The organism is Shewanella submarina, assembly GCF_042646185.1.
In the GTDB taxonomy this organism is placed as follows: Bacteria; Pseudomonadota; Gammaproteobacteria; order Enterobacterales; family Shewanellaceae; genus Shewanella; species Shewanella corallii.
Genome location: NZ_JBHRTD010000006.1, coordinates 441,907 through 464,497 on the forward strand (window position 1 = coordinate 441,907; position 22,591 = coordinate 464,497).

Sequence of the window (22,591 nt, forward strand, 5' to 3'; positions counted from 1 at the left end):
CCGCCATTATATTCGCCGCTGACTGGGAATACCAATTTGATCAGCGCGGGGCCTGCGTGGAAAAAGCGGACTCGCCGTTTCCTTTACATAAACAAATAGAAGTCCCGGGTCAGGGCTATCATCTCTTGGCTGTAGCTGTTGTTGGGCTCCCGGAGCACCAACTGGCTTTGAGCTGGCGTTGCTCTGTTCCGACCCAGAAGTAAAAGCATGCGTTTGGCAGCTTTTCCCCGAACACTGACCACATCGCATTGGTGCAATAGTGTCAGCTGTAGTGTCTGCTCAAGCGCCTTGTTCCAGGCTGCCAGGGATTCAATCGGCAGTATCAGGGTGATTTTGCCCTGTTCAGACAAGAGTCCATCAAAGGCTCGGGTCAGTGCTGCAAAGGTCAGTTTATCCGTGTGCCTGGCCGTGGCCCGGCCTGTCTTGTCTGACTGGGGGCCCGTTTCAAAGTAAGGCGGGTTACATATGATGTGGTCAAACCGCTGACTTTGCTGCGCAGCAATCTCACTGATATCACCGGCAATCAAACTGATTCTGTCGGCCCAGGGACTGGCATCGATATTTCGTTGGCACGCCTGAATCGCAGCGTCGTCAATTTCTACGGCTGTGACATGGGCCGTTGACCTTTGCGCTGCCATCAAACTCAGTAAACCACTGCCAGCGCCAATATCCAGGATCTGCTTTGCCTGAGTCAGTGGCGCCCATGCACCCAGAACCACGGCATCCGTGCTGACGGGCATTCCGCAACCCTGATCATCGATATGGAACTGCTTAAAAGTGAATGGCACTGATAACGAACCCGACGGAAAAATGAGGGCGGATTGTAGCCAGTGTTGGCCGCTTTCTCCAGTGTTAAATTCAGCCACCGGGTATTCGTCTCGAATAGGTGGCAGGAGAGCCTGATAATCCTGTGTCAGTTTGCGTGTTTGGGGGAGTTATCAGTTGGCTGAAGATGCCCTGAGACCTAAAACTCTGGTCTTACCAGTATTGGACTATGCGCTGGAAAATCAGCTTTGCAGACATCATCTTACAGGCAAGGTGTTGAACTCCTTGGGTTGGTGTTAACACCTTGTTTTTGTGTGGTGCATTTCTGCTCGCTTGGTCAGTTTCTGTATTGTCATTCCGGATTAACTTTGATAAATGTGACCGCGCAGCAAAACACAATATATTGGGGTTTTAGCTCGGGGAGATACAGGGACAGGAATTCGATTCCAGCGTGCGGTCATCAAATACGATAAGTTTGCACAAAATATCACCAGGAAAGGTCTGAATAAGGCGAATAGTCGCTGTAACTTAATGTTTACGCTTGGTTTGCGGTGTCGGCGATCCGGCTGGCATATCCAGAGTCGATGACTTAAGTTGGTTAAAAAAACATAAGGAATGTCTGAACAATATTCGCTGATTCAGGGGTGTTCAGTATCCAAACAATAATAAGTGGGGAGTTTTTGTGCAAAACAAGCAAATGACAATGGGAGATACCATAGGTCTGGGTTTTATGACCTTCGCCTTTTTTCTTGGCGCCGGGAACCTGATTTTCCCGCCATTCGCAGGGCATATGGCGGGTGATAACACACTGCCTGCAATGATTGGCTTTTTGTTGACTGCCGTGGGTATGCCGCTGGTGGGTCTGATTGCCATCGCCAAATCCAACGGTAAAGTGACAGCTTTCCTGCCTTCTGCAGCGGCAACGGCTCTTACAGTCTCTATTTATCTCATCATCGGCCCTATTATTGCCGCTCCCCGTACTGGTCTGGTTGCCTTTGAAATTGGCGCACTGCCATTTTTGTCAGCCGATGCCACCAATGGTCAGCTGTATTACACCCTGGGCTTTTTCCTGATCACCATGGTGCTGTCAGCCTTCCCGGGTAACCTGCTCGATAGCGTGGGTAAGGTATTAACCCCTCTGTTGATTTTCCTGCTGGTGGGCCTGGCGGTGTCAGTATTTATCCTGCCGGGTGCTGAGCCGGGTGTGCCTCAGGGAGACTATGCCAGCTCTCCACTGACCAAAGGTATCCTTGAGGGCTACAACACCATGGATACTTTGGCATCATTAATCTTCGGTATGTTGATTATTGATATCCTGCGCAAGAAAGGGGTGACAGAGGCTGCAACTCAAACCAAATACCTGGTTCGTGCGGCACTGATTGCTGCCGGTGGTCTGGCATTTGTTTATTTGTCTCTGTTCTATCTTGGCACCACTGCCGGTGATCTGGCGATTGGCGCTGAGACAGGTGGTCAACTGCTGACTCAATATGTGACCCACTACTTTGGCAATACCGGCGTTATCTTGCTGGCGAGCGTGGTGACTCTGGCCTGTTTGACCACTGCGGTTGGTCTGGTGAGCGCTTGTTCTGAGTACTTTAACGAACTGCTGCCACAGATCAGTTACCGCATCTGGGTACTGCTGATGTGTGCAGGTTGTATGGCGATGGCTAACCTGGGACTGAAAGAGCTGATTAATTTCAGTATCCCTGTGCTGGTAACCGTTTATCCAGTAGCTATCGCTCTGGTATTGGTGACCTTCCTGACCCAGAAGTTTGCCAGACCTGAGTTTTCTCACCGTCTGGTCCTGTCTGTGGCTCTGGTGTTCGGTATCTTTGATGGTCTGAAAGTGGCTGGGCTTGATACCAGCTTCCTGAACTTCCTGCCTTTGTATGCTGAAGGTATGGCCTGGTTGCTGCCGACTCTGGTTACTATGTTCGTCTGTCTGTTTATCAAAAAGCCAGCCAAGGCTGAGACAGTGGCATAATCGACTGTATAGCAACATAATAAAACGGCGCTCAGGCGCCGTTTTTTGTATCCGGCATCATTGGAAATCGCTTTGGCAAAACAGACAAAATTAAAACAGATCACGTCGGAATTGAGACAGCAAGCCGACCCTGTTGTGCTCAGCAAAAGTCAGGCAGCAATTGAGAGCTTTCTTGATGAGCTGTGGTCGGTCAATGGCTTAAGTGACAACACTCTGGCGGCTTATCGCAGCGATCTGGGGTTGTTGGCCAGCTTTCTGGCTGGGCAAAAACTGCAGATGAAGGAGGCTTCTCGCAGTGAATTACAGCTGTATCTGAAGTGGCGAAAGGAGCAGGAGTTTGCCAAATCCTCCAGCGCCAGGGTGCTCAGCGCCATCAAACGCTATTATGGTTTTTTGTTGGAGAAGTCGCAGATCAATCTGGACCCCTGTGTCGATCTCGCCGCCCCAAAGCTGGACCGCAAATTACCAGGGACCTTGTCTGAGCAGGATGTAGAGCTGTTGCTGGCCGAGCCTGACCCTGAAGATACCTTAGAGTGTCGTGATCAGGCCATGCTGGAACTACTGTATGCCACAGGTTTGCGGGTGACAGAGCTGGTGGGCTTGACGCTGGAGCAGGTCAGTTTGCGTCAGGGGTTGGTCAGAGTGGTGGGTAAAGGTGGGAAGGAGAGGTTGGTTCCCATGGGAGAGCCTGCCACTGCGGCGCTGGAATACTATTTGAGTTCGGCAAGAGGATTGCTGCTTGGCAGCCGCGTTTCAGATGTGGTTTTCCCTTCTGGCAGAGGCCAGATGATGACACGCCAGACTTTCTGGCACAGAATTAAACTCTATGCACTGAGAGCAAATATTCAGGGTGAGTTGTCGCCGCACACATTAAGGCACGCTTTCGCCACTCATCTGTTGAATCATGGTGCCGACCTGCGCGTGGTGCAACTGTTGTTGGGGCACAGCTCGCTGTCGACCACTCAGATATACACCCATGTGGCTAAGTTGCGACTGGCGCAACTGCATAGTCAGCATCACCCAAGGGGATGATAGCTCGCACATTTCCCGGCAAACTGTCGCCCTTGTCAAAGTTGCATACAGTTTATTCCGGCAGACAAGTTGCATTTGAGCGGATCTCTCTGTAATTTTTCTGCCCAAACAAGGTTCTGTTTTATAGACGCGATACGGAACCCGATAAGCCCTAAGGATTGATAATGAAGTTTACCCGTGCGATTTCGCTTACCGCTGCTTTGGTGATGTCAGCTTTTGCTGCCCAGGCCGCAGATATCAAGAATGCTGATGTGCTCAAACAAAAGCTCAGTGACACTCTGGGTCTGGAAGTTGCCGACCTGCAGCCATCGCCTATCTCTGGCTTGTATCAGGCTCTGACTGACCGTGGTGTTATCTATGTGACTGAGGATGGCTCCAAGCTGGTTCACGGCAATATCTATGATATGGACCGCGGCATGCTGAACCTGACTGATGCAGCGCTGGCTGGCCCACGCAAAGAAATGATCAAAGAATTTGAAGATGACATGCTGGTTTACAAGGCCAAAGATGAAAAGCATGTGATCACTGTATTCACCGATGTGACCTGTGGTTACTGTCGTAAGATGCACAATGAGATGAAGGACTACAATGACGCCGGCATCACAGTGCGTTATCTGGCGTTCCCTCGTCAGGGCGTTCCGTCCAAAAATGCTGAGGATATGCGTTCTATCTGGTGTGCTGCTGACCCACTGCAGGCGATGAACGATGCCCAGAATGGCAAGCGGGTCCCTACGGCGAAATGTGATGCCAAGATTACTGAACAGTACCAGCTGGGTGGCACTCTGGGGGTAACAGGTACCCCGGCCGTTGTGCTGGAAGATGGTATTCTGATCCCGGGTTACCAACCTGCAGATTCTTTGCTGCGTATGCTGGAAACCCGTTGATAACAGTGTTAACTCCGCGAAAAAGGTGAGCCAGTGGCTCACCTTTTTGTTATCTTGTTCGCTTTGTTTCGGCCAGCAGGAATTCTCCCGTGATCCACAATATCGTTCGCCGTCCTCCGGTTGATGACAGTCATCTTTCTCCCTCCTTGCCGCCCTTGCTGCGACAGCTATACGCCAGAAGAGGCGTTCAGCCCGATGAATGCCAACTTGAGCTGGCTGGTTTACTCAGGCCCAATACCATGCTGGGGCTGGATAAAGCCGCTGCCATAGTGGCCGATGCCATGGCCGAGAATGCCAGAATCCTGATTGTGGGTGATTTCGATGCCGATGGTGCCACCAGTACCAGTGTCTGTATGTTGGCGCTGCGTATGATGGGCGCTGCGGACGTGAGCTACCTGATCCCCAACCGCTTTGATTATGGTTATGGGCTGAGTCCTGAGATTGTGGCTGTGGCTCACAGTCAGGGAGCCCAATTGCTTATCACTGTAGATAATGGCATCTCCTCCATCGAGGGTGTGGCAGCCGCCAAAGCCCTTGGCATGAAAGTGGTGGTGACCGACCATCACCTGCCCGGCGCAGAAGTGCCCGATGCGGATGCCATTGTGAACCCCAATCAGCATGGTTGTGACTTTGCCAGTAAGTCCATTGCCGGAGTAGGCGTTGCTTTCTATTTAATGTCTTCTCTTCGTGGCGAGCTCAGGAACCGGGGCTGGTTTGCACAACAAGGCATTGCCGAACCTAACCTGGCGACCTTATTGGATATTGTGGCTCTGGGGACTGTGGCGGATGTGGTTGCGCTGGATGCCAACAATCGGATATTGGTTGAAGCCGGGCTTAAGCGGGTGCGGGCAGGGCGTTGCCGCCCCGGGATCACGGCTTTGCTGGATGTAGCCAAGCGCAATCCTCAGCGCATGGTGGCCTCTGACTTTGGCTTTGCCGTGGGTCCCAGATTGAACGCAGCCGGTCGTCTGGATGAGATGGCGCTGGGGGTGGAAACCCTGCTGTGCGAAGACATTCATTTAGCCCGTCGCATGGCGGCGGAGCTGGATGGTTTGAATGCTGAACGTCGGGAACTTGAGACCGGAATGCAGGCTGAAGCGCTCAAAAGCCTGGAGTCGATGGAGTTCAATGAGAGTGAGTTGCCCTGGGGTATCGCGCTGTTTCAGGACGACTGGCATCAGGGGGTGATAGGCATTCTGGCATCCCGTATCAAGGACAGATATCACAGGCCGGTTATCGCTTTTGCTGATGCAGGTGAAGGTCTGATAAAAGGGTCTGCCCGCTCTATTAAAGGTTTGCATATGCGGGATACGCTTGAGCTGATTAACGCTCGTTATCCGGGCATGATTACCAAATTCGGTGGTCATGCTATGGCTGCAGGGTTGAGTTTGAAGGCGGATCGCTATCAGGAGTTTGCCAACGCTTTTGACGATGCGGTAAAGGCGCTGCTTAAGCCGGAGCAACTGACAGGAGAGATCCTCAGTGATGGTGAGCTATCCGTTGATATGATGAATCTGGATATCGCCATGATGCTGAGAAGCGCCGGTCCCTGGGGGCAGGCGTTTGAAGAGCCGCTATTTGATGGTTACTTTCGTCTGATTCAGCAACGTGTTGTGGGTGAAAAGCATTTGAAGATGGTGGTGGAAACTGAGTGTGGCGGTGCCATGCTCGATGCCATCGCGTTTAATGTGGACCTTAAGACCTGGCCTGATGCCAGTATTGGGCATGTCCGTCTTGCTTACCGACTGGATGTGAATGAGTTCCGGGGAAACCAATCTGTACAACTGCTGGTGGAGCAGCTGGAGCCCCGTTAAGAAAGGAAGAGATGCGAACATACTCGCATCTCTTTCAGGCACGAACTGAGCGGGATCAGTTTTTGAGTGTTTGTACGCCCTCTGGGGTACCGACCAGCAGTACATCTGCGCCACGCTCGGCGAACAGGCCGTTGGTTACTACGCCAACAATCGCGTTGATCTGGGTTTCCAACTCTTTTGGATTCAGGATCTTCAGGTTATAAACATCCAGAATCACGTTGCCATTGTCTGTGACCACACCTTCACGGTAAACCGGGTCACCGCCCAGCTTAACCAGCTGACGCGCCACATAGGAGCGAGCCATAGGGATCACTTCAACCGGCAGGGGGAATTCACCCAGTACGTCTACCTGCTTGGTGTTATCGACGATACAGATAAACTTGTCGGCGACAGCTGCGACGATCTTTTCCCGGGTCAGCGCGGCACCACCACCTTTGATCATCGCCATATGCGGACTGATCTCATCGGCTCCATCCACATAGACAGACAGGTTGCTGACACTGTTAAGGTCAAAGACTTCAATGCCCAGCGCTTTCAGGCGCTCAGTGGAGGCTTCAGAGCTTGAAACTGCGCCTTCAATATCATCCTTCATACTGGCCAGTGCATCGATAAAGTGATTAACGGTTGAGCCGGTACCTACACCTACAATGCTGCCTTCTTCAACATAGGCCAGGGCTGCCTGAGCCGCCGCCTTTTTCATTTCGTCTTGAGTCATCTTAGTCCTTCCAAATGGAGCCGGGAAATGGCGCGTATTATAACCTGCATTGCAGTGCGCTTAGGTATTTTTCTATGAAAATACAATCATTATGTTTGGACTCAGTGATGGGGTAGAGTAGCTCTTATCTATCAGTGCGATACCAACTTCATTAATAGTTTGATCAATTCAGAGCGCGTCAGGGATTCTGATTTCAGGCGCATTGATTGAATAAGGGTGGCCCCCTTTAAGAGCAATGCAACGCAGAAGCAGGATGCCAGACACGCTCACGCAGTGCGGGTTTCAATGCGCTTGATACTGCGTTGAGTCGTCTCGACATAGAACCACTATGACTTCGCCGACTCGTCTTGTCTCAAGTGCATTGAACTCCCGCTGAAACAGATCAACTATTAAATGAAATTGGTATGATAAGTTTTGGGGGAAACTATGGCTGGTGCGAGTTTATTGACCTTATTGGATGACATAGCCGCGGTGCTGGATGATGTGGCGGTAATGAGCAAGGTGGCTGCCCGTAAAACTGCCGGGGTGCTGGGGGATGACCTGGCGCTTAATGCCCAGCAGGTAACAGGTGTCAGTGCAGAGCGGGAGCTGCCTGTGGTGTGGGCGGTTGCCAGGGGCTCATTTATCAATAAGGCGATTTTAGTGCCGGCGGCATTGCTTATCAGTGCGTTTGCGCCATTTTTGGTTACACCGTTATTGATGTTCGGTGGCCTGTTTTTGTGTTTTGAAGGGGTTGAGAAGCTCTACCACAGCTGGTTTCATCAAGAGCAGAAGGCTGAAGAGGAACTTCCGGCTGACCTTGACCTGGAGGCATGGGAAAAGGAGAAGGTAAAAGGGGCTATTCGTACTGACTTCATCCTTTCCGCCGAGATTATCGCCATCACTCTTGGGGTGGTGGCGGATGCCAGTTTTACTACCCAACTGGTCACCCTGAGCATTATCGCCATTGCCATGACCATAGGTGTTTATGGCTTGGTGGCGGCCATTGTCAAAATGGATGACGCCGGCTTGTATCTGGTGAGCAAGGAGGGAGCTTCCTCTGGTGCCAAATGGCTGGGTAACATGCTGCTGGCGGCGGCTCCAAAGCTGATGAAACTATTGGCGGTTGTCGGCACACTGGCCATGTTTATGGTGGGTGGCGGTATTCTGGTGCATGGTATGCATTCAGTGGCTGAGTATTTTGCTCAGTTGGCTGCCAGCGTAGAGTCTGTAGCTGTGGCAGGTCCTTTGCTGGCGTATATCATGCCGACTGTGCTTAATGCCCTGTTTGGTGTCGTGGCAGGTATCGGCGCGTTAATCCTGGTCTCTCTGGTGAATAAGCTCCGGGGGAAAGCGGCACACTGAAAGCGCTCGATAGCGCTTTCCGATTACCCTTTGCAGGTGAGTCCCAGCTGTTTTTTCAGCAGGGGTTCAAGGGTCTCCAGCTTAATATAACCTCTCATGTAACTGATAAACTCACCATTGCTATCTGCAATAAGTGTCATTGGCGTAGCAGGTAAGTCTCCAACAGAGTTGATCATCTCCTGGCCGGCGATAAAACCTGGAAAGTCAGGCTTCATTTTCCACAGTTCACGCTTAAGGCTGGCTTTGTCACCATGGGTGCCAAGTGCCACTATCTGCAACTCTTCACCACAGTGGCTGAGCAGCTTATTAAAGGCTCTGCCCTGTTTAAAGCACCAGGGACAGTCCGGCTCATAGAACATGAGTAGTGTGGGTTTGCCCTTAAGGTGCTTGAGATTACTGATACTGCCGTCACTCAGACTTTGATGTTCAAACCCCAGCAATTCCAATGCCACTGCGCGGGGAGTGATCGCGCCGAGCATCAGAATCAACACCGTCAGTGGCAGCAGACCTGTCCATGGCGACTGTCTTACTGATGAGTGGCCGTGATGGCCATTGGTGTTGCTGCCGGGGTTTTGCATCAAACTGTCCTTTTACTGTTATCTGCCTGGATTAAAATTCGGCCTTGAAGCCCGCGTAGATCTCACGACCGCGCAGAGGGCCCCAGATATAAGCCACGTCATAGCCACCATCAGCGTCGAAGAACAGCGGAGTTTCCCCCTCATTCACCTGGGTGTAATCAAGCAGGTTGTTAACCCCGGCATAGAAATCTATGTTGTCGGTAATCGCCTTGGTCACCTTGAGGTCAAGTGTCCAGTAGGAGGGAGCGTCAGTGGACTTTTTGGAGCTTTCGATCACACTGCCGTTGTCATCAATCTGGTTGTAACCCTCATAACCGTATTCAGACAGATCCCGGGAACCGACCCATACCAGATTGGCGAAGATATCCCAGCCGCCAATCAGGTAATCAGCGTTCAGGGTCAGTCGCTCTTCTACCGGGGCGATGGCGTAGGAGGATTTAAAGGCGTCATCATAGAAGAAACCTTCCGCGGTAAAGCCCAGAGTCAGGTCGTCGGTCAGGTCATAGCCCAGAGCGATATCAGCAGTGGTGACAGCCGCTTTCTCATCCAGTTGCGTCAGCAGCGGAATGCCATCGTCGGTTTCTGTCAGGCTGGCCAGGTGCTCAACTTCAGTCCATGCCAACGAGGTGGTCATGGTCAGGTCATTGCCTGCATAGCTCAGGGCATAGGTGGCAGACGTGGAACGCTCCAGTTCATCGATGTCGATAGCAAAGCCCAGATCCGCATCCAGAATACCGTGGTCGGTTTCAAAGAAAGAGAGTGGCGCGCGGTAGCCGCGACCAGCGGAGAGACGTGATGTCCACTCGTCGTTGTGGCTGTAGCGAATGTCGACCCGTGGGGCGAGAATCGACTTGTCTATCTCTTTACCCGGCTTCTTGGGGTCGATAAAGTCAGCCTGGACATTGTCATAACGAAGCGCCATGGCAATTTCCAGGGCGTCAGTCGCTTGCCAGGTGTCCTGCAGGTAGAAGCCCAGGGTGTCATAGTCGAAGGAGTCAGACACATACTTATCGGGTGCAGCCACTTCACCGCTGGACTGAGAACGCATCTCTTCGGTTCTGTGGTCGACGCCAAAGGTCAACAGGTGACTATCGTTGAGGAAGTAGTTAAATCTGGCGTCAAAGTACATCATGGTGTCTTCGGCGTAGTAACGAAAGCCTTCGTAAAAGGAGTCCTGACTGTGGTCAGAGTAAACACCTGACAGTGTCATGTTCAGGTCATCGTTGAGCTCCCGCAACCAACTCAGGGTCACCTCATCGCGCTGAGTATGGATCCATTCTGTGGTTTCCCAGGCTTTACCCACAAAGTCGTTGCGTACGTCATTGCCATCGAACAGCAGATCAGAATCGATACCGTCGTAACCGGCGATAACTGTGCCTATGCTGCTGGCCACTCCATCGGCAAACTCAGCGCCAATCATTGGACCGCCTATGATTTCTGAGTCTACATTGGAGTACCTCAGGGTCAGGTTGTCCTTGTCTGTCAGATCATGGGATAGTCGAGCGGTAAAGGTACGGTTTTCCTGAGAGGGAGCCTCGTTCACCAGGTTGTTGTCTTCATCTACCTGATCTCTGGCATCGTACTGCGCAATCAGAGTCGCGCGGGTTTTGCCGTCTTCACTGATACCTGTCCCCAGAATACCTATCTTGCGATTACCATCCTCACCCACAGAAACATCCACTGTGGCAGCATTCTCCGTGGCGGTTTTGGTAATGACGTTGATGGTGCCGCCTATGGCTTCAGGGGCGATAAGGGATGCACCGGCGCCGCGGGCTACTTCAATACGGTCTACCCCTGTAGTGGGAATGGCATCTACGGCATAGTAGCCGGCAATCATGGCATGTACCGGCAGGCCATCAACCAGCAGCGTGGTTTGTTCGCCACGCAGACCGTTCAACATGATGCGTTTTACCCCGCACATGGAGCATTCGTTGGAAACCCGGACACCGGGAGTGTTGTCGATCGCTTCGGTCAGGTTGACGGCATTCTTGTTTTCAATCAGTTCGGCGCTGACGATTTCTGTTTTCATGATGCTGTCGGTCAGTACTCCGGCCTTTTCCAGGCGCTGGCGTACGCCGCGAACTTCAATGGTTTCCATTTCTTCTTCTGCGGCTTGCTGTTGGGACACGGCACGGGTCTCTTTACTGTGTGCTGCGACCAAAGGGGATTGCATGGCCAGGATGACAGCCAGTGCCAGGGTGCTTTTTGTGAACATGGATCCAGTCTCTTCCGTTGATATTGTTATTTAGCGCATGGGGTTGTATTGCGGATTTAAAGGTTAATGATAATGGTTATCATAATCAATAAAAGTTTTGTGGATTTGTTGTTTTATGGTTGGAAAATCTGACAAGTGTCACAAAGTGTTGCTGATGTCGCTAAATTAGCGGTCTACAGTAAACCTGAGGGACGAGAAGGAAACAACAGCAGCACAATGGTTTAGATTTGAAAGGACCATGTTGTTACGTAAGCAACCAGCATAAATGAAGGAAAGCTCAGGAGGAGACAACCGGTACCGCTGGATACCGGTTGTCCTGACAAGGGGTTAATCGTGTGGCTTCAAAATGGGGTAACGCAGCAGCAGATCCGCCAGTGACAACGGCTGGGCATAGAAATACCCCTGCACCAGGTGAACCCCTTTAGCGGACAGATAATCCAGCTGCTGTTGGGTTTCCACCCCTTCTGCAATCATCTCCATATTGGTCTCACGACCGAAGGCGATAATGGAGTTCAGTACCCCTCGCTTAAGGTCATCTGTACCTATGGTATCGATAAACATCTTGTCGATTTTAATGCACTTGATCCCCAGCTTATGCAGGTAGCCAAAGCCGCCAAAACCTGTACCAAAATCGTCCAGTTTGACGCCATGGCAGATCTTACCCAGGGTCTCAATCTCTTTTACCGCAGCGCTGAAGTTGGTCATTGGCTGCCGCTCAGTGAGCTCAAAACAGATTCGGCTGATATCTGTCTCTTTGGACTTCAGATATTGACTTAACAGGCCTTTCTCAAGGTGTTCTGCGACCACATTGATACTTACCCAACCCTGCAGAGAGGGAAGATCCTGGCAAATTTTCTCCAGCAGCAGGTGGGTCATGGGGATGATAAGCCCATGTTCCTCCGCATAGGGAATAAACTGGCTGGGAGGGATTAGCTGCCCATCGGGCCGCTGCCAACGTATCAGGACTTCCTGGCCTATGAGTTCACCGGTTTGGGTATTGATCACAGGTTGGTAATAGGGGATAAACTCGCCGTTTTCCAGACCCCTTCTAATCAGGTATCCGGGAGAGATGCGGCGGTTACGCCAGTGCGCGACCAACCAGTTGGCTGCAAAGCCGATACCCAGAGATGACAGCAGCAGTACCAGCCACACCTGTTCGCTGACCTCTTTGTGCAACTGGTCGCCGGCATTAAGGGTCAGCTCAAGTCCAAAGGCATCGGCATCCCGGGCGCGGGTGTACTTATACCTGTCTTGTCTCAGCACTGTTGGCCCAAGCAAGATAGGTTTCAGCTCAGGGTAGTTGAATACCAACTGGTAGCAGTTTTTACAGTTGTTATTGAGCATATCGCTGTAGACCCGGTTATTTACCATGGCCAGCAGGCGATGGGGGCCCAACTGCAATATATAAACCAGCGCGCGACTTTCCAGCAGGGGCGAACGGCTGGTGCCCAGATAGATAGGAACACCCTCCACCTTTTTCACACTATCCAGATGGAAATCAACCGGCGTTCCCAGATTGGAACAACGTTGCGCGCCGGCCAGTTCAAGTTGTACTACCCGAACTTCACTGGGGCTTATCCCAGGGCTGGACAACAGGGCTTGATCTTTGGCGCCACAGTCAAAGTTAAAAGCGTTGACCAATTGATTGTGGGCGTCTTTCGACTCGCCGTTATGGGTTTGCTGGTTAATCAGGCCAGTAATACTATCCATAGTTTGTTGCATCCGATAATCCACCAGGTGCGCAGTCAACATTTTATGGGTCGACAGCGCAGCCAGAATGGGCAACACAAATAGCATGACGCCAATGAGCAGGGCATGCCTGTCCAAAGAGTGCAGCTTTGGTGCGAATGCTGAGATCACGATTCCTCTTTACTTCAAGGTGTGAAGACGTCAGTTATTGAGGTCTATAGATGAAGATTGGGGGTTGAAAATTGATACAGGGCATCGGGGGTGGCTATCTCTGGTAGAGGTATATCCCAGCTTTCCACTGGCAACGCAGACACCTTTTGACACTCATGTGCAATTCCCATGGCTGCAGGCGCATTGCTGCAGGCCAGGGTTCGGTCGTAAAAACCGCCGCCCATGCCAAGGCGGTTTCCCTGTTTATCGAAGGCAACCAAAGGCGTCAGGATCAGGTCCAGCTTATGCAAAGGCACAAGTTGGCTGATGTCGAGCCTGGGCTCGGCTATCCCATAGCGATTGGTGGTCATCGGGGAATCGGGGTGGTAGTGGAGAAACAGCAAATGCCCGGAGGAGAAGGGGTGCAATACCGGCAGCGCGACGAGAATATTGTGTTGCCACAGCGCCTGAATAAGAGGAAGGGTATTGAGTTCACCGTCGTTGGAGAGGTAAAGGGCGATATGTTGGACTTGACGTTTGAGCAGCTCAGGTAGCAGAAGGTCGACGAGCTGTTGTGCCGCCTCTGTCTGCTGGGCAGCTGTAAGTTTGCTGCGCTGTTGCCTTATTCGGCGTCTGAGTTCTGCTCTGGTTTCCACAATTAAGGAAATACTTTAGTTATCAATTATCTGCATACATACAGATAAACTGAATTTTGGTGCTCTCCAGGGTGCCGATGCGGGTGTAGCCCTTGAACCGTAGGTTCAAGGCGGGTAAATGATTACCTCCTAAGGCTTCTCGGTACGGGCCGAGCATGCTCAATGTCAGTAAAGCATTCACCCTGGGTTTAAAAATATCGGCACAGGGACATTACCTGCTGTCGCACACCCCAGAGAGCGAATTTGGATTGACTGAAACCCGGTTTACTCCGATGTGGTTTCGGTACTCTTATCCCCTCGGCTGCGCTCAACCAGCGCGTTTTCGAGGGTTGACTGCAACAGACCGATACGCTCATCCATCTGTCTGATGTAGTCCTGATTCTTTTTCTGCTCTTCAAACAACTCATAGCCTATGTTCAGGGCCGCCATGATGGCCAGCTCTTCCCGGCTCAAACTGTTGGTTCGTGACCTCAGGGAAGCGAGTTGTTTCTCAAGCTTAGTGGCAACCGCTTTCAACGCGGCTTCCTGACCCGCCGGACAGGCGATAGAGTACGTGCGCCCCTGAAGGGTGATATCAACTGCACTGTTACTCATTTTTCGCTGTGTTCCTTACCTGGGTCTCTTGAGGCGGACTATATAAGGCCGGGGGCCAAAGTGCAAGATAAGCAGTGCGTGAAATAGGGCGGGATCACTGTGCTTGCCCAAGGAGTGAACAGCATGCCAGTCTGCGACGAAAATTTGTGCCCACGAGCGGGTGCTTCCCTTGGTCACAGACACCACATCTGCTAGCATTGCTGGATTAAATCTGTATTTGGACTCAAACACCTATGGCGACTCCTCCCTCCCTTTGTATCGACAAATTGAAAACCGCTCTGAGCGCTGCTGAGATAGGACAACATCCGGTAGAAGTTCACGGTGCTCTGGTGGGCTTGATCAGTGGCGGAGTGTCTGTCAGTCGTGATGGCTGGCAAAAGCCCCTGGCGGAGTTGATGAACGATGGTCAACCACTGACCGGCGAACTCAAGACTCTGGTGGGAGAGATGTATCAGGATGCCCTGACCCGTCTGGCGGATGTTGAGTTTGGCTTTGTGCCTATGTTGCCTGAAGAGGAAGAGCCTCTGGCCTCTAGAGTCGAAGCCCTGTCACTTTGGGTGCAGAGTTTCCTGACCGGCCTGGCTATTATCCAGCCGAAGTTAAATCAGGCTTCTGCTGATGTTCGCGAAGTGATCCAGGATCTGGCGGAGATTGCCAGGGTAGAGCTGGATGTCAGCGAAGATGAGGAGTCTGAGGCTGCTTATATGGAAATTCTGGAGTTTGTTCGTATGTCGGCCATTTTGTGTTACGCCGAATTTGGTCCTGAGCCAAGTGTGGACGATGCCGCAGAAGATAAAATTATTCACTGATAGAGTGAACCGAATGGCGGCATTGGCCGCCATTTTTTCATCAATAAAAAATGGGCGCCGGGCGCCAAATAAAGCGTATGAGCAGCGAATCGACTCAATCTCATTATGATGTAGTGATTATTGGTGGTGCCATGGCTGGTGCCACATTGGCCCTGGGCCTGGCAAAACTTGGCGCATCCGGTCGCAAGCTGCGTATAGCGTTGGTTGAGGCCTTCAAAGTCAGCAAGTCGCATCCCGGCTTTGATGCCAGGGCCATTGCCCTGTCACATGGCTCTGTTCATCAACTCGATACTCTTGGACTCTGGCCTGCACTCAGACACCTTGGAACAAAGATTGACACCATTCATGTGTCCGACCGTGGCCATTTTGGTATGACGCGAATGGACGCCGAAGCGTTTAAGGTGCCGGCATTTGGTCAGGTGGTTGAGCTGGCAGCAGTAGGGCAGGTGCTGGATGCCATGCTGGAAAAGTCTGATATCAGCTATTTTTGCCCCGATTCACTGCAGCAGATTGATGCCGGTAAACACTGCCATACCCTCACGCTGAGTAGTGGCGCGCAGCTGACGGCGTCTCTGGTGGTCGCAGCCGATGGTGCCCAGTCCAAAGTTCGCCAGCAATTTAAATTGCAACAGCAGGCCACAGAGTTTGGCCAAAGTGCGGTGATTGCCAATATCGCCGTGACCGGGGGAAAACCGGGGATGGCCTGGGAAAGGTTCACCGAATCCGGTCCGCTGGCCATGCTGCCAATGTCTCAAGTAGACGGTCTTCACAGGCTATCTGTGGTGTGGGCGCTGGAACATGAACAGGCTGAGTGGGTGATGACGCTGGATGAATCAGGTTTTCTGGCTGAACTTCAACAGGCATTTGGCTATCGTGCTGGCCGCTTTGTGCAGGCGGGAACGCGCCACTGTTACCCGCTGACCATGAGTGTGATGCCGAGGCCGGGATATCATCGCTGTGTATTTATCGGCAATGCCGCCCAGACCTTGCACCCGATTGCCGGACAGGGATTTAACCTTGGGCTCAGGGATGTGGTTGACCTGATTGCCTGTATCGAAAAGCAGTTGTGCTCAGGTGAAGATGTAGGCGCAACCACTCTGGTGCACGACTTTCTTCGCAGCCGGGCTGAAGACAGGCAATCGACAGTTACCAATATTGAATTTTTGGTCAGGGGCTTTTCAAATAATTATCTGCCGCTGACTGCAGGACGCAACATGGGCTTGCGTCTGCTTTCCTGGATACCGCCGCTGAAAACGCCTTTGGCTCATCAAGCCATGGGTTGGCGGAGTGTTGAAGCCAGAGGGATATGAGCAACTAAAACATGATTACAACACAAACCTATGATGTTGCCATCGTCGGCGGTGGCATGGTTGGGCTGGCGACAGCCTGTGGTCTGGCCGAGGCCGGGGTGAAAACCCTGGTAATAGATGCCGGCGAGTGCCAGCCAGTGACAGGTCACCCAAGGTTGAGAGTCAGCGCCATCAATCAGGCCAGTCAGCGCCTGTTGAACAATCTGGGCGCCTGGAGCTATATCGATGCCCAGCGCACAGGCCCTTACCGCCGTATGGAAGTGTGGGATAAAGATGGTCTGGGTAAGATCAGCTTCGATGCCGAAAGTCTGTCTGAACCTGCACTGGGCGCTATTGTCGAGAATGATGCTATCAGCTACGCACTGGCCCGCAGTGCAGCCGGTTTAGCCAATGTGACTCACCTTGAAGGTGTCCGTATGGAGAAGCTGGCCTTTGGTGAGCGGGAAGCCTGGCTGACGTTAGATAATGGCGATCAGGTGAGTGCTGCATTGGTGGTGGCTGCCGATGGGGCCCAGTCTCAGGTGCGTAGCCTGTGCCAGATCCCTCTGACCTTCTGGGATTACGGCCATCATGCCATCGTCGCGACCATCAGAACCGAGCAGCCCCATAACTCAACAGCCAGACAGGCGTTTCTGGGAGATGGCGTGCTGGCTTTCCTGCCGCTCAATGAAGAAAACCTCTGTTCGATTGTCTGGTCAGTGGCACCGGAACAGGCGGCCAGCTTGCTTGCCGCCACAGATGAAGAGTTTGAGAAGCGTTTGACTGTGGCCATGGACGGACGCCTTGGCATGTGTCGACTGGCCGGTGATGGTAAACGCGTGTCGTTCCCGCTGCGGATGCGTTACGCCAGACACTTTGCCCGTCATCGACTTATTCTGGCCGGTGATGCGGCTCATACCATACATCCGCTGGCAGGGCAGGGCGTGAACCTGGGCTTTTTGGATGCCGCAGCCATTGTCGATACCGTGGCTGAGTTGAAACAGGCCGGAAAGGACATAGGCGAATATCGCCACTTGCGGGCGCTGGAACGTTGGCGCAAGGCTGACGCACTGGAGATGATTACCGCAATGGAAGGGTTTAAGCAGCTGTTCGCGGGAAGCAATCCAATCAAAAAAGCGATTAGGGATCTGGGTTTGAACCTGGTTGATTCAGTCTCTCCTCTGAAAACACTGTTCATCCAACAGGCCATGGGTAAAAAATCCGGTCTGCCCAGACTTTGCCGCTAAAGGTCCTTATCCCAGCAGTGGCGGGGGATCGGCTTTGAAAGCCCGCTGCTGCGTTGAAGATAACTAATTGTTCGCATTATTTTTACTAATGCACTAAGCAGTTGGTGATGAATATCTTTTTGTATACAAAACCACAACGGGCGGTATAATTTTGCCGCATTTCCAAAGCAGGTTGTCTCGGCGGTGATGACTTAATCTGTAAGTCTTGATTACGCTGCTGATTAACAGGCGAAGACCTGATGAGATGACCTCAGACCCATAGAAGGGATTACAATGGCTAATAAAACCGTACTCTACACCAAGCACCTGGAATCCGGTGCCAAGATGGTCGATTTCCATGGTTGGGATATGCCCCTGAACTATGGCTCGCAAATCGAAGAGCACCACGCCGTGCGTCAGGACGCAGGCATGTTCGACGTGTCCCACATGACAGTAGTCGACATTACCGGAACCGGTGCCAAAGCCTTCCTCCAGCGCCTGCTGGCTAATGACGTAGCCAAGCTCAAGGTGCCCGGCAAAGCCCTGTACGGCGGCATGCTGAACCATGACGCCGGGGTAATCGATGATTTGATTACCTATTATCTGAACGATGACTTCTACCGTATCGTAGTGAACTCCGCCACCCGTGAAAAAGATCTGGCCTGGATTGCTCTGCAAACCGAAGGCTTTGATGTCACTGTTACCGAGCGTCCTGAACTGGCGATGATTGCAGTCCAGGGCCCGAATGCCAAAGCCAAAGCTGCTGAGGTATTCAACGCTGAGCAGAACGCTGCAGTGGAAGGAATGAAGCCTTTCTTCGGTGTTCAGGCTGGTGAGCTGTTTATTGCCACTACCGGTTACACAGGTGAAGCGGGTTACGAGATTATTGTACCTGAAGCCCAGGCTGAGGCACTGTGGCAGGCATTGCTGGATGCCGGTGTGCGTCCCTGTGGTCTGGGTGCTAGGGATACCCTGCGTCTGGAAGCCGGTATGAACCTGTATGGTCAGGATATGGACGAAAGCGTTAACCCACTGGCAGCCAACATGGGCTGGACCATTGCCTGGGAACCGTCTGAGCGCGACTTTATCGGTCGTGAAGCGCTGAGTGCCATTAAGGCCGCGGGTGCTGACAAGCTGGTCGGTTTGGTGATGGAGACCAAAGGGGTACTGCGCCATGGCATGACAGTATGTTTCAATGATGACGCGGGTGCAGAGCACAAGGGCGTGATCACCAGCGGTACTTTTTCTCCGACATTGGGTTATTCTATCGCGATGGCTCGCGTCGATGCGGGTATTGGTGAGACTGCCGAAGTCGAAGTGCGTAACAAAAGAGTCCCTGTCAGGGTGGTATCTCCCTGCTTTGTACGCAACGGAAAACAAGCTTTCTAAGAGATAACGGAACAAGGAATTATAACAATGAGCAACATCCCAACCGAGCTGAAGTATGCATCCTCTCACGAGTGGGTTCGCAAAGAGGAAGATGGCAGCTACACAATCGGTATTACTGAGCACGCCCAGGAACTGCTCGGCGATATGGTGTTTGTTGAGCTGCCTGAAGTAGGTGACACTGTCAACGCTGGCGAAGATTGTGCTGTGGCAGAGTCTGTAAAAGCAGCATCTGACATCTACGCACCTCTGTCAGGTGAAGTACTGGCGGTAAACGAAGCGCTGGAAGAGTCTCCAGAGCTGGTAAACAGTGATGCATATGGTGATGGCTGGTTCTTCCGTGTCATGCCAACTGATGCCGCTGAGCTGGATAACCTGCTGGATGCAGAAGCCTATCAGGCTGTTATCGACGAAGAGTAAGCTGTACCCAATACAAAGCCCCCGCGGGGGCTTTGTTTGTATCTGTGCCCCTTTTAGACCGGCGCTTAAGCCGGCAGTAAGATAGAACAAGGCGTATCATGACCAAACAATCCCTGACCCAGCTAGAGCAGCACGAACAATTTATTGGCCGTCATATCGGGCCGGATGCCGAACAACAGCGTGAAATGCTGTCCTATGTTGGCGCCGAGTCTCTGGAAGACCTGACTGCACAGATTGTTCCTGAGTCCATCCGTCTCAAGGACGGCTTGAAGGTAGGTCCTTCCTACAATGAAGCGGAAGGTTTGGCCTATATTCGCAAGCTGGCCGACCAGAATCAGGTCTTTAAAAACTATATCGGTATGGGTTATTACGGCACTGAAGTGCCCAATGTGATCCTGCGTAACGTATTCGAAAATCCAGGTTGGTATACCGCTTATACGCCATACCAGCCGGAAATTGCCCAGGGCCGACTGGAAGCTATTCTGAACTTCCAACATCTGTCCATCGACCTGACTGGTTTGGACCTGGCCTCTGCTTCTCTGCTGGATGAAGCCACGGCCGCCGCCGAAGCGATGGCGCTGGCCAAGCGTGTTTCCAAGGCCAAAAAGGCAAACACCTTCTTCGTGGCGGACGACGTTTTCCCGCAAACTCTGGATGTGATTAAGACCCGCGCCGAGTGTTTTGGTTTTGATGTGGTTGTGGGCCCGGCTGAAGAAGCGGTTAACCATGACCTGTTTGGTGCGCTGCTGCAGTACACCAACCGTTTCGGCGAAATCACTGATTACACAGATCTGATTGCCAGACTGCATGAGAAGAAGGTTGTGGTGTCTGTGGGTGCCGATATCATGTCGCTGGTGATGCTCAAGTCGCCTGGCTCCATGGGGGCCGACGTGGTATTCGGCTCTGCCCAGCGCTTTGGTGTACCTATGGGTTTCGGTGGTCCTCACGCCGCCTTCTTTGTTACCCGTGACGAGCACAAACGCTCCATGCCAGGCCGTATTATCGGTGTGTCCAAGGATACCCGTGGCAACAAGGCATTGCGTATGGCGATGCAGACCCGTGAGCAGCATATCCGTCGCGAAAAAGCCAACTCCAACATCTGTACTGCTCAGGTGCTGCTGGCCAATATGGCCTCTTTCTACGCCGTGTACCATGGCCCGGATGGTTTGAAGCGTATCGCCGGTCGTATTCACCGCCTCGCTGACATTCTGGCTACTGGCCTGAAAGCCAAGGGCATTGAGCTGGTCAACAACACCTGGTTCGACACCCTGACCTTTAAGGTGGCAGACACAGCCGCAGTTGTTAAGCGTGCTCAGGCTGCTGGAATGAACCTGCGCCAGGATGCAGAAGGCACCCTGGGTGTGAGCATAGATGAAACTACCACACGTGCTGATATTGCTGATCTGTTTACCGTCATTGTGGGTGAAGGACATGGCCTGAAGCCTGGATTGATTGACGATGAGTTGCTGGCGGCCAATGTCGATACTATTCCGGCGGCAGTGAAGCGTGATACTGAGTTCCTGACTCACCCGACCTTTAACAGCTATCACTCAGAGACTGAGATGATGCGTTATATCAAGCGTCTGGAGAACAAGGATCTGGCGCTGAACCATTCGATGATCTCTCTGGGTTCCTGCACCATGAAGCTGAACGCTGCAGTGGAGATGATCCCTGTCAGCTGGCCTGAATTTGCCAATATGCACCCATTCTGCCCACAGGAGCAGGCGAAAGGTTACCAGCAGTTGATTGGTGAACTGTCTGAGTGGCTGGTGGATATTACCGGTTACGATGCCGTGTGTATGCAGCCTAACTCAGGTGCTCAGGGTGAATACGCCGGTCTGCTGGCGATTCGCAAGTATCATGAGTCCCGCGGCGAAGGTCACAGAAATATCTGTCTGATCCCTCAATCTGCCCATGGCACCAACCCGGCATCTGCCCAGTTGGCCGGGATGAAAGTCGTGGTTACCGCCTGTGACAAGCAGGGTAACGTGGATCTGGAAGATCTGCGTAACAAGGCGGCCGAAATGGCTGACAGCCTGTCCTGTGTGATGATCACTTACCCATCTACCCATGGTGTGTATGAAGAGACTGTGCGTGAGATATGCGACATCATTCACGAGCACGGCGGTCAGGTATATCTGGACGGTGCCAACATGAACGCTCAGGTGGGTCTCACTACGCCTGGCTTTATCGGTGCTGACGTATCTCATCTGAACCTGCACAAGACCTTTGCTATTCCTCACGGTGGTGGTGGTCCAGGTATGGGCCCAATCGGTGTTAAATCCCATTTGGCGCCATTTGTTGCCGGTCACGCAGTGGTGAAGACAGGTGATGAAAGTCAGGACAATGGTGCTGTATCTGCTGCGCCATATGGCAGCGCAGGTATCCTGCCAATCAGCTGGATGTATATTCGTCTGCTGGGGACTAAAGGTCTGACTGAGTCGACTCAAACCGCCATGCTGAGTGCCAACTATGTGGCCAAGCGTCTGGGTGAGCATTATCCGATTCTGTATCGTGGTCGCAATGACCGTATTGCCCACGAATGTATTGTGGATCTGCGTCCGCTGAAGGAAGCCTCCGGTGTTACCGAGATGGATATCGCCAAGCGTCTGAACGACTACGGCTTCCACGCGCCAACTATGAGCTTCCCGGTTGCCGGTACTTTGATGGTTGAGCCGACAGAGTCAGAGTCCAAGGTTGAGCTGGACAGATTTATCGACGCCATGATCTCCATTCGTCAGGAGATTGCCAAAGTGGAAAGCGGTGAATGGCCTGCGGACAATAACCCGCTGCACAATGCGCCTCATACCCTGGCTGATATTATGGATCCGGCATTTGATGCCCGCCCATACAGCCGCGAATTGGCGGTGTTCCCATCTGCTGCGGTGAAAGCCAATAAGTTCTGGCCAACGGTTAACCGTATCGATGATGTGTACGGCGACAGAAACCTGTTCTGCGCCTGTGTACCTATGAGCGAATACGAAGACTAATCGGTTACGGCTTGAATGATAAAAGGCGCCTCAGGGCGCCTTTTCTATATG

18 protein-coding genes and 1 other RNA gene are annotated in these 22,591 nt (G+C 52.3%); 11 read left to right on the forward strand and 8 right to left on the reverse strand.

The window, feature by feature from the left end; genetic code table 11:
• Nucleotides 1-83 precede the first annotated feature (83 nt).
• Nucleotides 84-788, reverse strand: a complete 705-nt coding sequence (locus ACFOE0_RS04960; protein WP_248935198.1) for a tRNA1(Val) (adenine(37)-N6)-methyltransferase — start codon at nucleotides 786-788, stop codon at nucleotides 84-86.
• A gap of 659 nt (nucleotides 789-1,447) precedes the next feature.
• Here ACFOE0_RS04960 and brnQ point away from each other — a divergent pair.
• From brnQ to recJ, 4 genes are all read left to right on the forward strand, one after another.
• Entirely contained in the window at nucleotides 1,448-2,749 is a 1,302-nt protein-coding gene (gene brnQ, locus ACFOE0_RS04965; RefSeq protein WP_248935197.1) for a branched-chain amino acid transport system II carrier protein, read from the forward strand.
• Nucleotides 2,750-2,884: 135 nt separating this feature from the next.
• A complete protein-coding gene (gene xerD / locus ACFOE0_RS04970; protein WP_248935539.1) occupies nucleotides 2,885-3,781 on the forward strand; it encodes a site-specific tyrosine recombinase XerD in 897 nt (298 codons plus the stop codon).
• Nucleotides 3,782-3,945: 164 nt separating this feature from the next.
• Nucleotides 3,946-4,665 carry a bifunctional protein-disulfide isomerase/oxidoreductase DsbC gene (dsbC, locus tag ACFOE0_RS04975; RefSeq protein WP_248935196.1) on the forward strand — a complete coding sequence of 240 codons (720 nt, stop codon included), beginning with the start codon at nucleotides 3,946-3,948 and terminating at the stop codon, nucleotides 4,663-4,665.
• 89 nt (nucleotides 4,666-4,754) lie between these two features.
• Nucleotides 4,755-6,479: a single-stranded-DNA-specific exonuclease RecJ gene (gene recJ / locus ACFOE0_RS04980; protein WP_248935195.1), complete on the forward strand. Its 1,725-nt coding sequence runs from the start codon at nucleotides 4,755-4,757 to the stop codon at nucleotides 6,477-6,479.
• Nucleotides 6,480-6,534: 55 nt separating this feature from the next.
• On the opposite strand, the gene rpiA is transcribed toward recJ, so the two are convergent.
• The gene (gene rpiA / locus ACFOE0_RS04985) at nucleotides 6,535-7,194 is read right to left on the reverse strand and encodes a ribose-5-phosphate isomerase RpiA (RefSeq protein WP_248935194.1); all 660 of its coding nucleotides are present in this window, start codon (nucleotides 7,192-7,194) and stop codon (nucleotides 6,535-6,537) included.
• Nucleotides 7,195-7,620: 426 nt separating this feature from the next.
• On the opposite strand from rpiA, the gene ACFOE0_RS04990 reads away from it, so the two are divergent.
• Nucleotides 7,621-8,538, forward strand: coding sequence for a DUF808 domain-containing protein (locus tag ACFOE0_RS04990; RefSeq protein ID WP_248935193.1), 918 nt, complete (start codon nucleotides 7,621-7,623; stop codon nucleotides 8,536-8,538).
• 23 nt (nucleotides 8,539-8,561) lie between these two features.
• Here the strand turns inward: ACFOE0_RS04990 and ACFOE0_RS04995 are convergent, their stop codons facing one another.
• From ACFOE0_RS04995 to ACFOE0_RS05020, 6 genes are all read right to left on the reverse strand, one after another.
• Complete coding sequence (locus ACFOE0_RS04995) at nucleotides 8,562-9,116, reverse strand: TlpA family protein disulfide reductase (protein WP_248935192.1); 555 nt, start codon at nucleotides 9,114-9,116, stop codon at nucleotides 8,562-8,564.
• Between the two features lie 31 nt (nucleotides 9,117-9,147).
• Nucleotides 9,148-11,331, reverse strand: coding sequence for a TonB-dependent receptor plug domain-containing protein (locus ACFOE0_RS05000; protein WP_248935191.1), 2,184 nt, complete (start codon nucleotides 11,329-11,331; stop codon nucleotides 9,148-9,150).
• Nucleotides 11,332-11,658: 327 nt separating this feature from the next.
• Nucleotides 11,659-13,191, reverse strand: a complete 1,533-nt coding sequence (locus ACFOE0_RS05005; RefSeq protein ID WP_248935190.1) for an EAL domain-containing protein — start codon at nucleotides 13,189-13,191, stop codon at nucleotides 11,659-11,661.
• 44 nt (nucleotides 13,192-13,235) lie between these two features.
• Nucleotides 13,236-13,826, reverse strand: coding sequence for a 5-formyltetrahydrofolate cyclo-ligase (locus ACFOE0_RS05010; RefSeq protein ID WP_248935189.1), 591 nt, complete (start codon nucleotides 13,824-13,826; stop codon nucleotides 13,236-13,238).
• Nucleotides 13,827-13,885: 59 nt separating this feature from the next.
• Nucleotides 13,886-14,066: non-coding RNA, 6S RNA (gene ssrS / locus ACFOE0_RS05015), on the reverse strand.
• Nucleotides 14,067-14,090: 24 nt separating this feature from the next.
• Entirely contained in the window at nucleotides 14,091-14,420 is a 330-nt protein-coding gene (locus ACFOE0_RS05020) for a cell division protein ZapA (RefSeq protein ID WP_248935188.1), read from the reverse strand.
• Nucleotides 14,421-14,653: 233 nt separating this feature from the next.
• Here ACFOE0_RS05020 and ACFOE0_RS05025 point away from each other — a divergent pair, with 233 nt between their 5' ends.
• The 6 genes from ACFOE0_RS05025 to gcvP all read left to right on the forward strand — a co-directional run bounded on the left by ACFOE0_RS05025 (nucleotide 14,654) and on the right by gcvP (nucleotide 22,540).
• Entirely contained in the window at nucleotides 14,654-15,229 is a 576-nt protein-coding gene (locus tag ACFOE0_RS05025) for a UPF0149 family protein (RefSeq protein ID WP_115135909.1), read from the forward strand.
• A 77-nt stretch (nucleotides 15,230-15,306) separates the two neighbouring features.
• Nucleotides 15,307-16,539, forward strand: coding sequence for a 2-octaprenyl-6-methoxyphenyl hydroxylase (gene ubiH, locus ACFOE0_RS05030; protein ID WP_248935187.1), 1,233 nt, complete (start codon nucleotides 15,307-15,309; stop codon nucleotides 16,537-16,539).
• A gap of 11 nt (nucleotides 16,540-16,550) precedes the next feature.
• A complete protein-coding gene (locus ACFOE0_RS05035) occupies nucleotides 16,551-17,765 on the forward strand; it encodes an FAD-dependent monooxygenase (protein ID WP_248935186.1) in 1,215 nt (404 codons plus the stop codon).
• Nucleotides 17,766-18,038: 273 nt separating this feature from the next.
• Complete coding sequence (gcvT, locus tag ACFOE0_RS05040) at nucleotides 18,039-19,133, forward strand: glycine cleavage system aminomethyltransferase GcvT (RefSeq protein ID WP_248935185.1); 1,095 nt, start codon at nucleotides 18,039-18,041, stop codon at nucleotides 19,131-19,133.
• 27 nt (nucleotides 19,134-19,160) lie between these two features.
• Complete coding sequence (gene gcvH / locus ACFOE0_RS05045; protein ID WP_115135906.1) at nucleotides 19,161-19,550, forward strand: glycine cleavage system protein GcvH; 390 nt, start codon at nucleotides 19,161-19,163, stop codon at nucleotides 19,548-19,550.
• Between the two features lie 98 nt (nucleotides 19,551-19,648).
• Nucleotides 19,649-22,540 (forward strand): aminomethyl-transferring glycine dehydrogenase, encoded by a 2,892-nt coding sequence (gene gcvP / locus ACFOE0_RS05050; RefSeq protein WP_248935184.1) that lies wholly within the window; start codon nucleotides 19,649-19,651, stop codon nucleotides 22,538-22,540.
• Nucleotides 22,541-22,591: the final 51 nt, after the last annotated feature.

Coding starts and splice junctions, on each gene's coding strand:
- ACFOE0_RS05020 (WP_248935188.1), bottom strand. CDS start 14,420: ATGAGTAACAGTGCAGTTGATATCACCCTTCAGGGGCGCACGTACTCT.
- gcvT (WP_248935185.1), top strand. CDS start 18,039: ATGGCTAATAAAACCGTACTCTACACCAAGCACCTGGAATCCGGTGCC.
- ACFOE0_RS05000 (WP_248935191.1), bottom strand. CDS start 11,331: ATGTTCACAAAAAGCACCCTGGCACTGGCTGTCATCCTGGCCATGCAA.
- gcvH (WP_115135906.1), top strand. CDS start 19,161: ATGAGCAACATCCCAACCGAGCTGAAGTATGCATCCTCTCACGAGTGG.
- gcvP (WP_248935184.1), top strand. CDS start 19,649: ATGACCAAACAATCCCTGACCCAGCTAGAGCAGCACGAACAATTTATT.
- ACFOE0_RS04990 (WP_248935193.1), top strand. CDS start 7,621: ATGGCTGGTGCGAGTTTATTGACCTTATTGGATGACATAGCCGCGGTG.
- ACFOE0_RS05035 (WP_248935186.1), top strand. CDS start 16,551: ATGATTACAACACAAACCTATGATGTTGCCATCGTCGGCGGTGGCATG.
- ubiH (WP_248935187.1), top strand. CDS start 15,307: ATGAGCAGCGAATCGACTCAATCTCATTATGATGTAGTGATTATTGGT.
- ACFOE0_RS05025 (WP_115135909.1), top strand. CDS start 14,654: ATGGCGACTCCTCCCTCCCTTTGTATCGACAAATTGAAAACCGCTCTG.
- ACFOE0_RS04995 (WP_248935192.1), bottom strand. CDS start 9,116: ATGCAAAACCCCGGCAGCAACACCAATGGCCATCACGGCCACTCATCA.
- dsbC (WP_248935196.1), top strand. CDS start 3,946: ATGAAGTTTACCCGTGCGATTTCGCTTACCGCTGCTTTGGTGATGTCA.
- rpiA (WP_248935194.1), bottom strand. CDS start 7,194: ATGACTCAAGACGAAATGAAAAAGGCGGCGGCTCAGGCAGCCCTGGCC.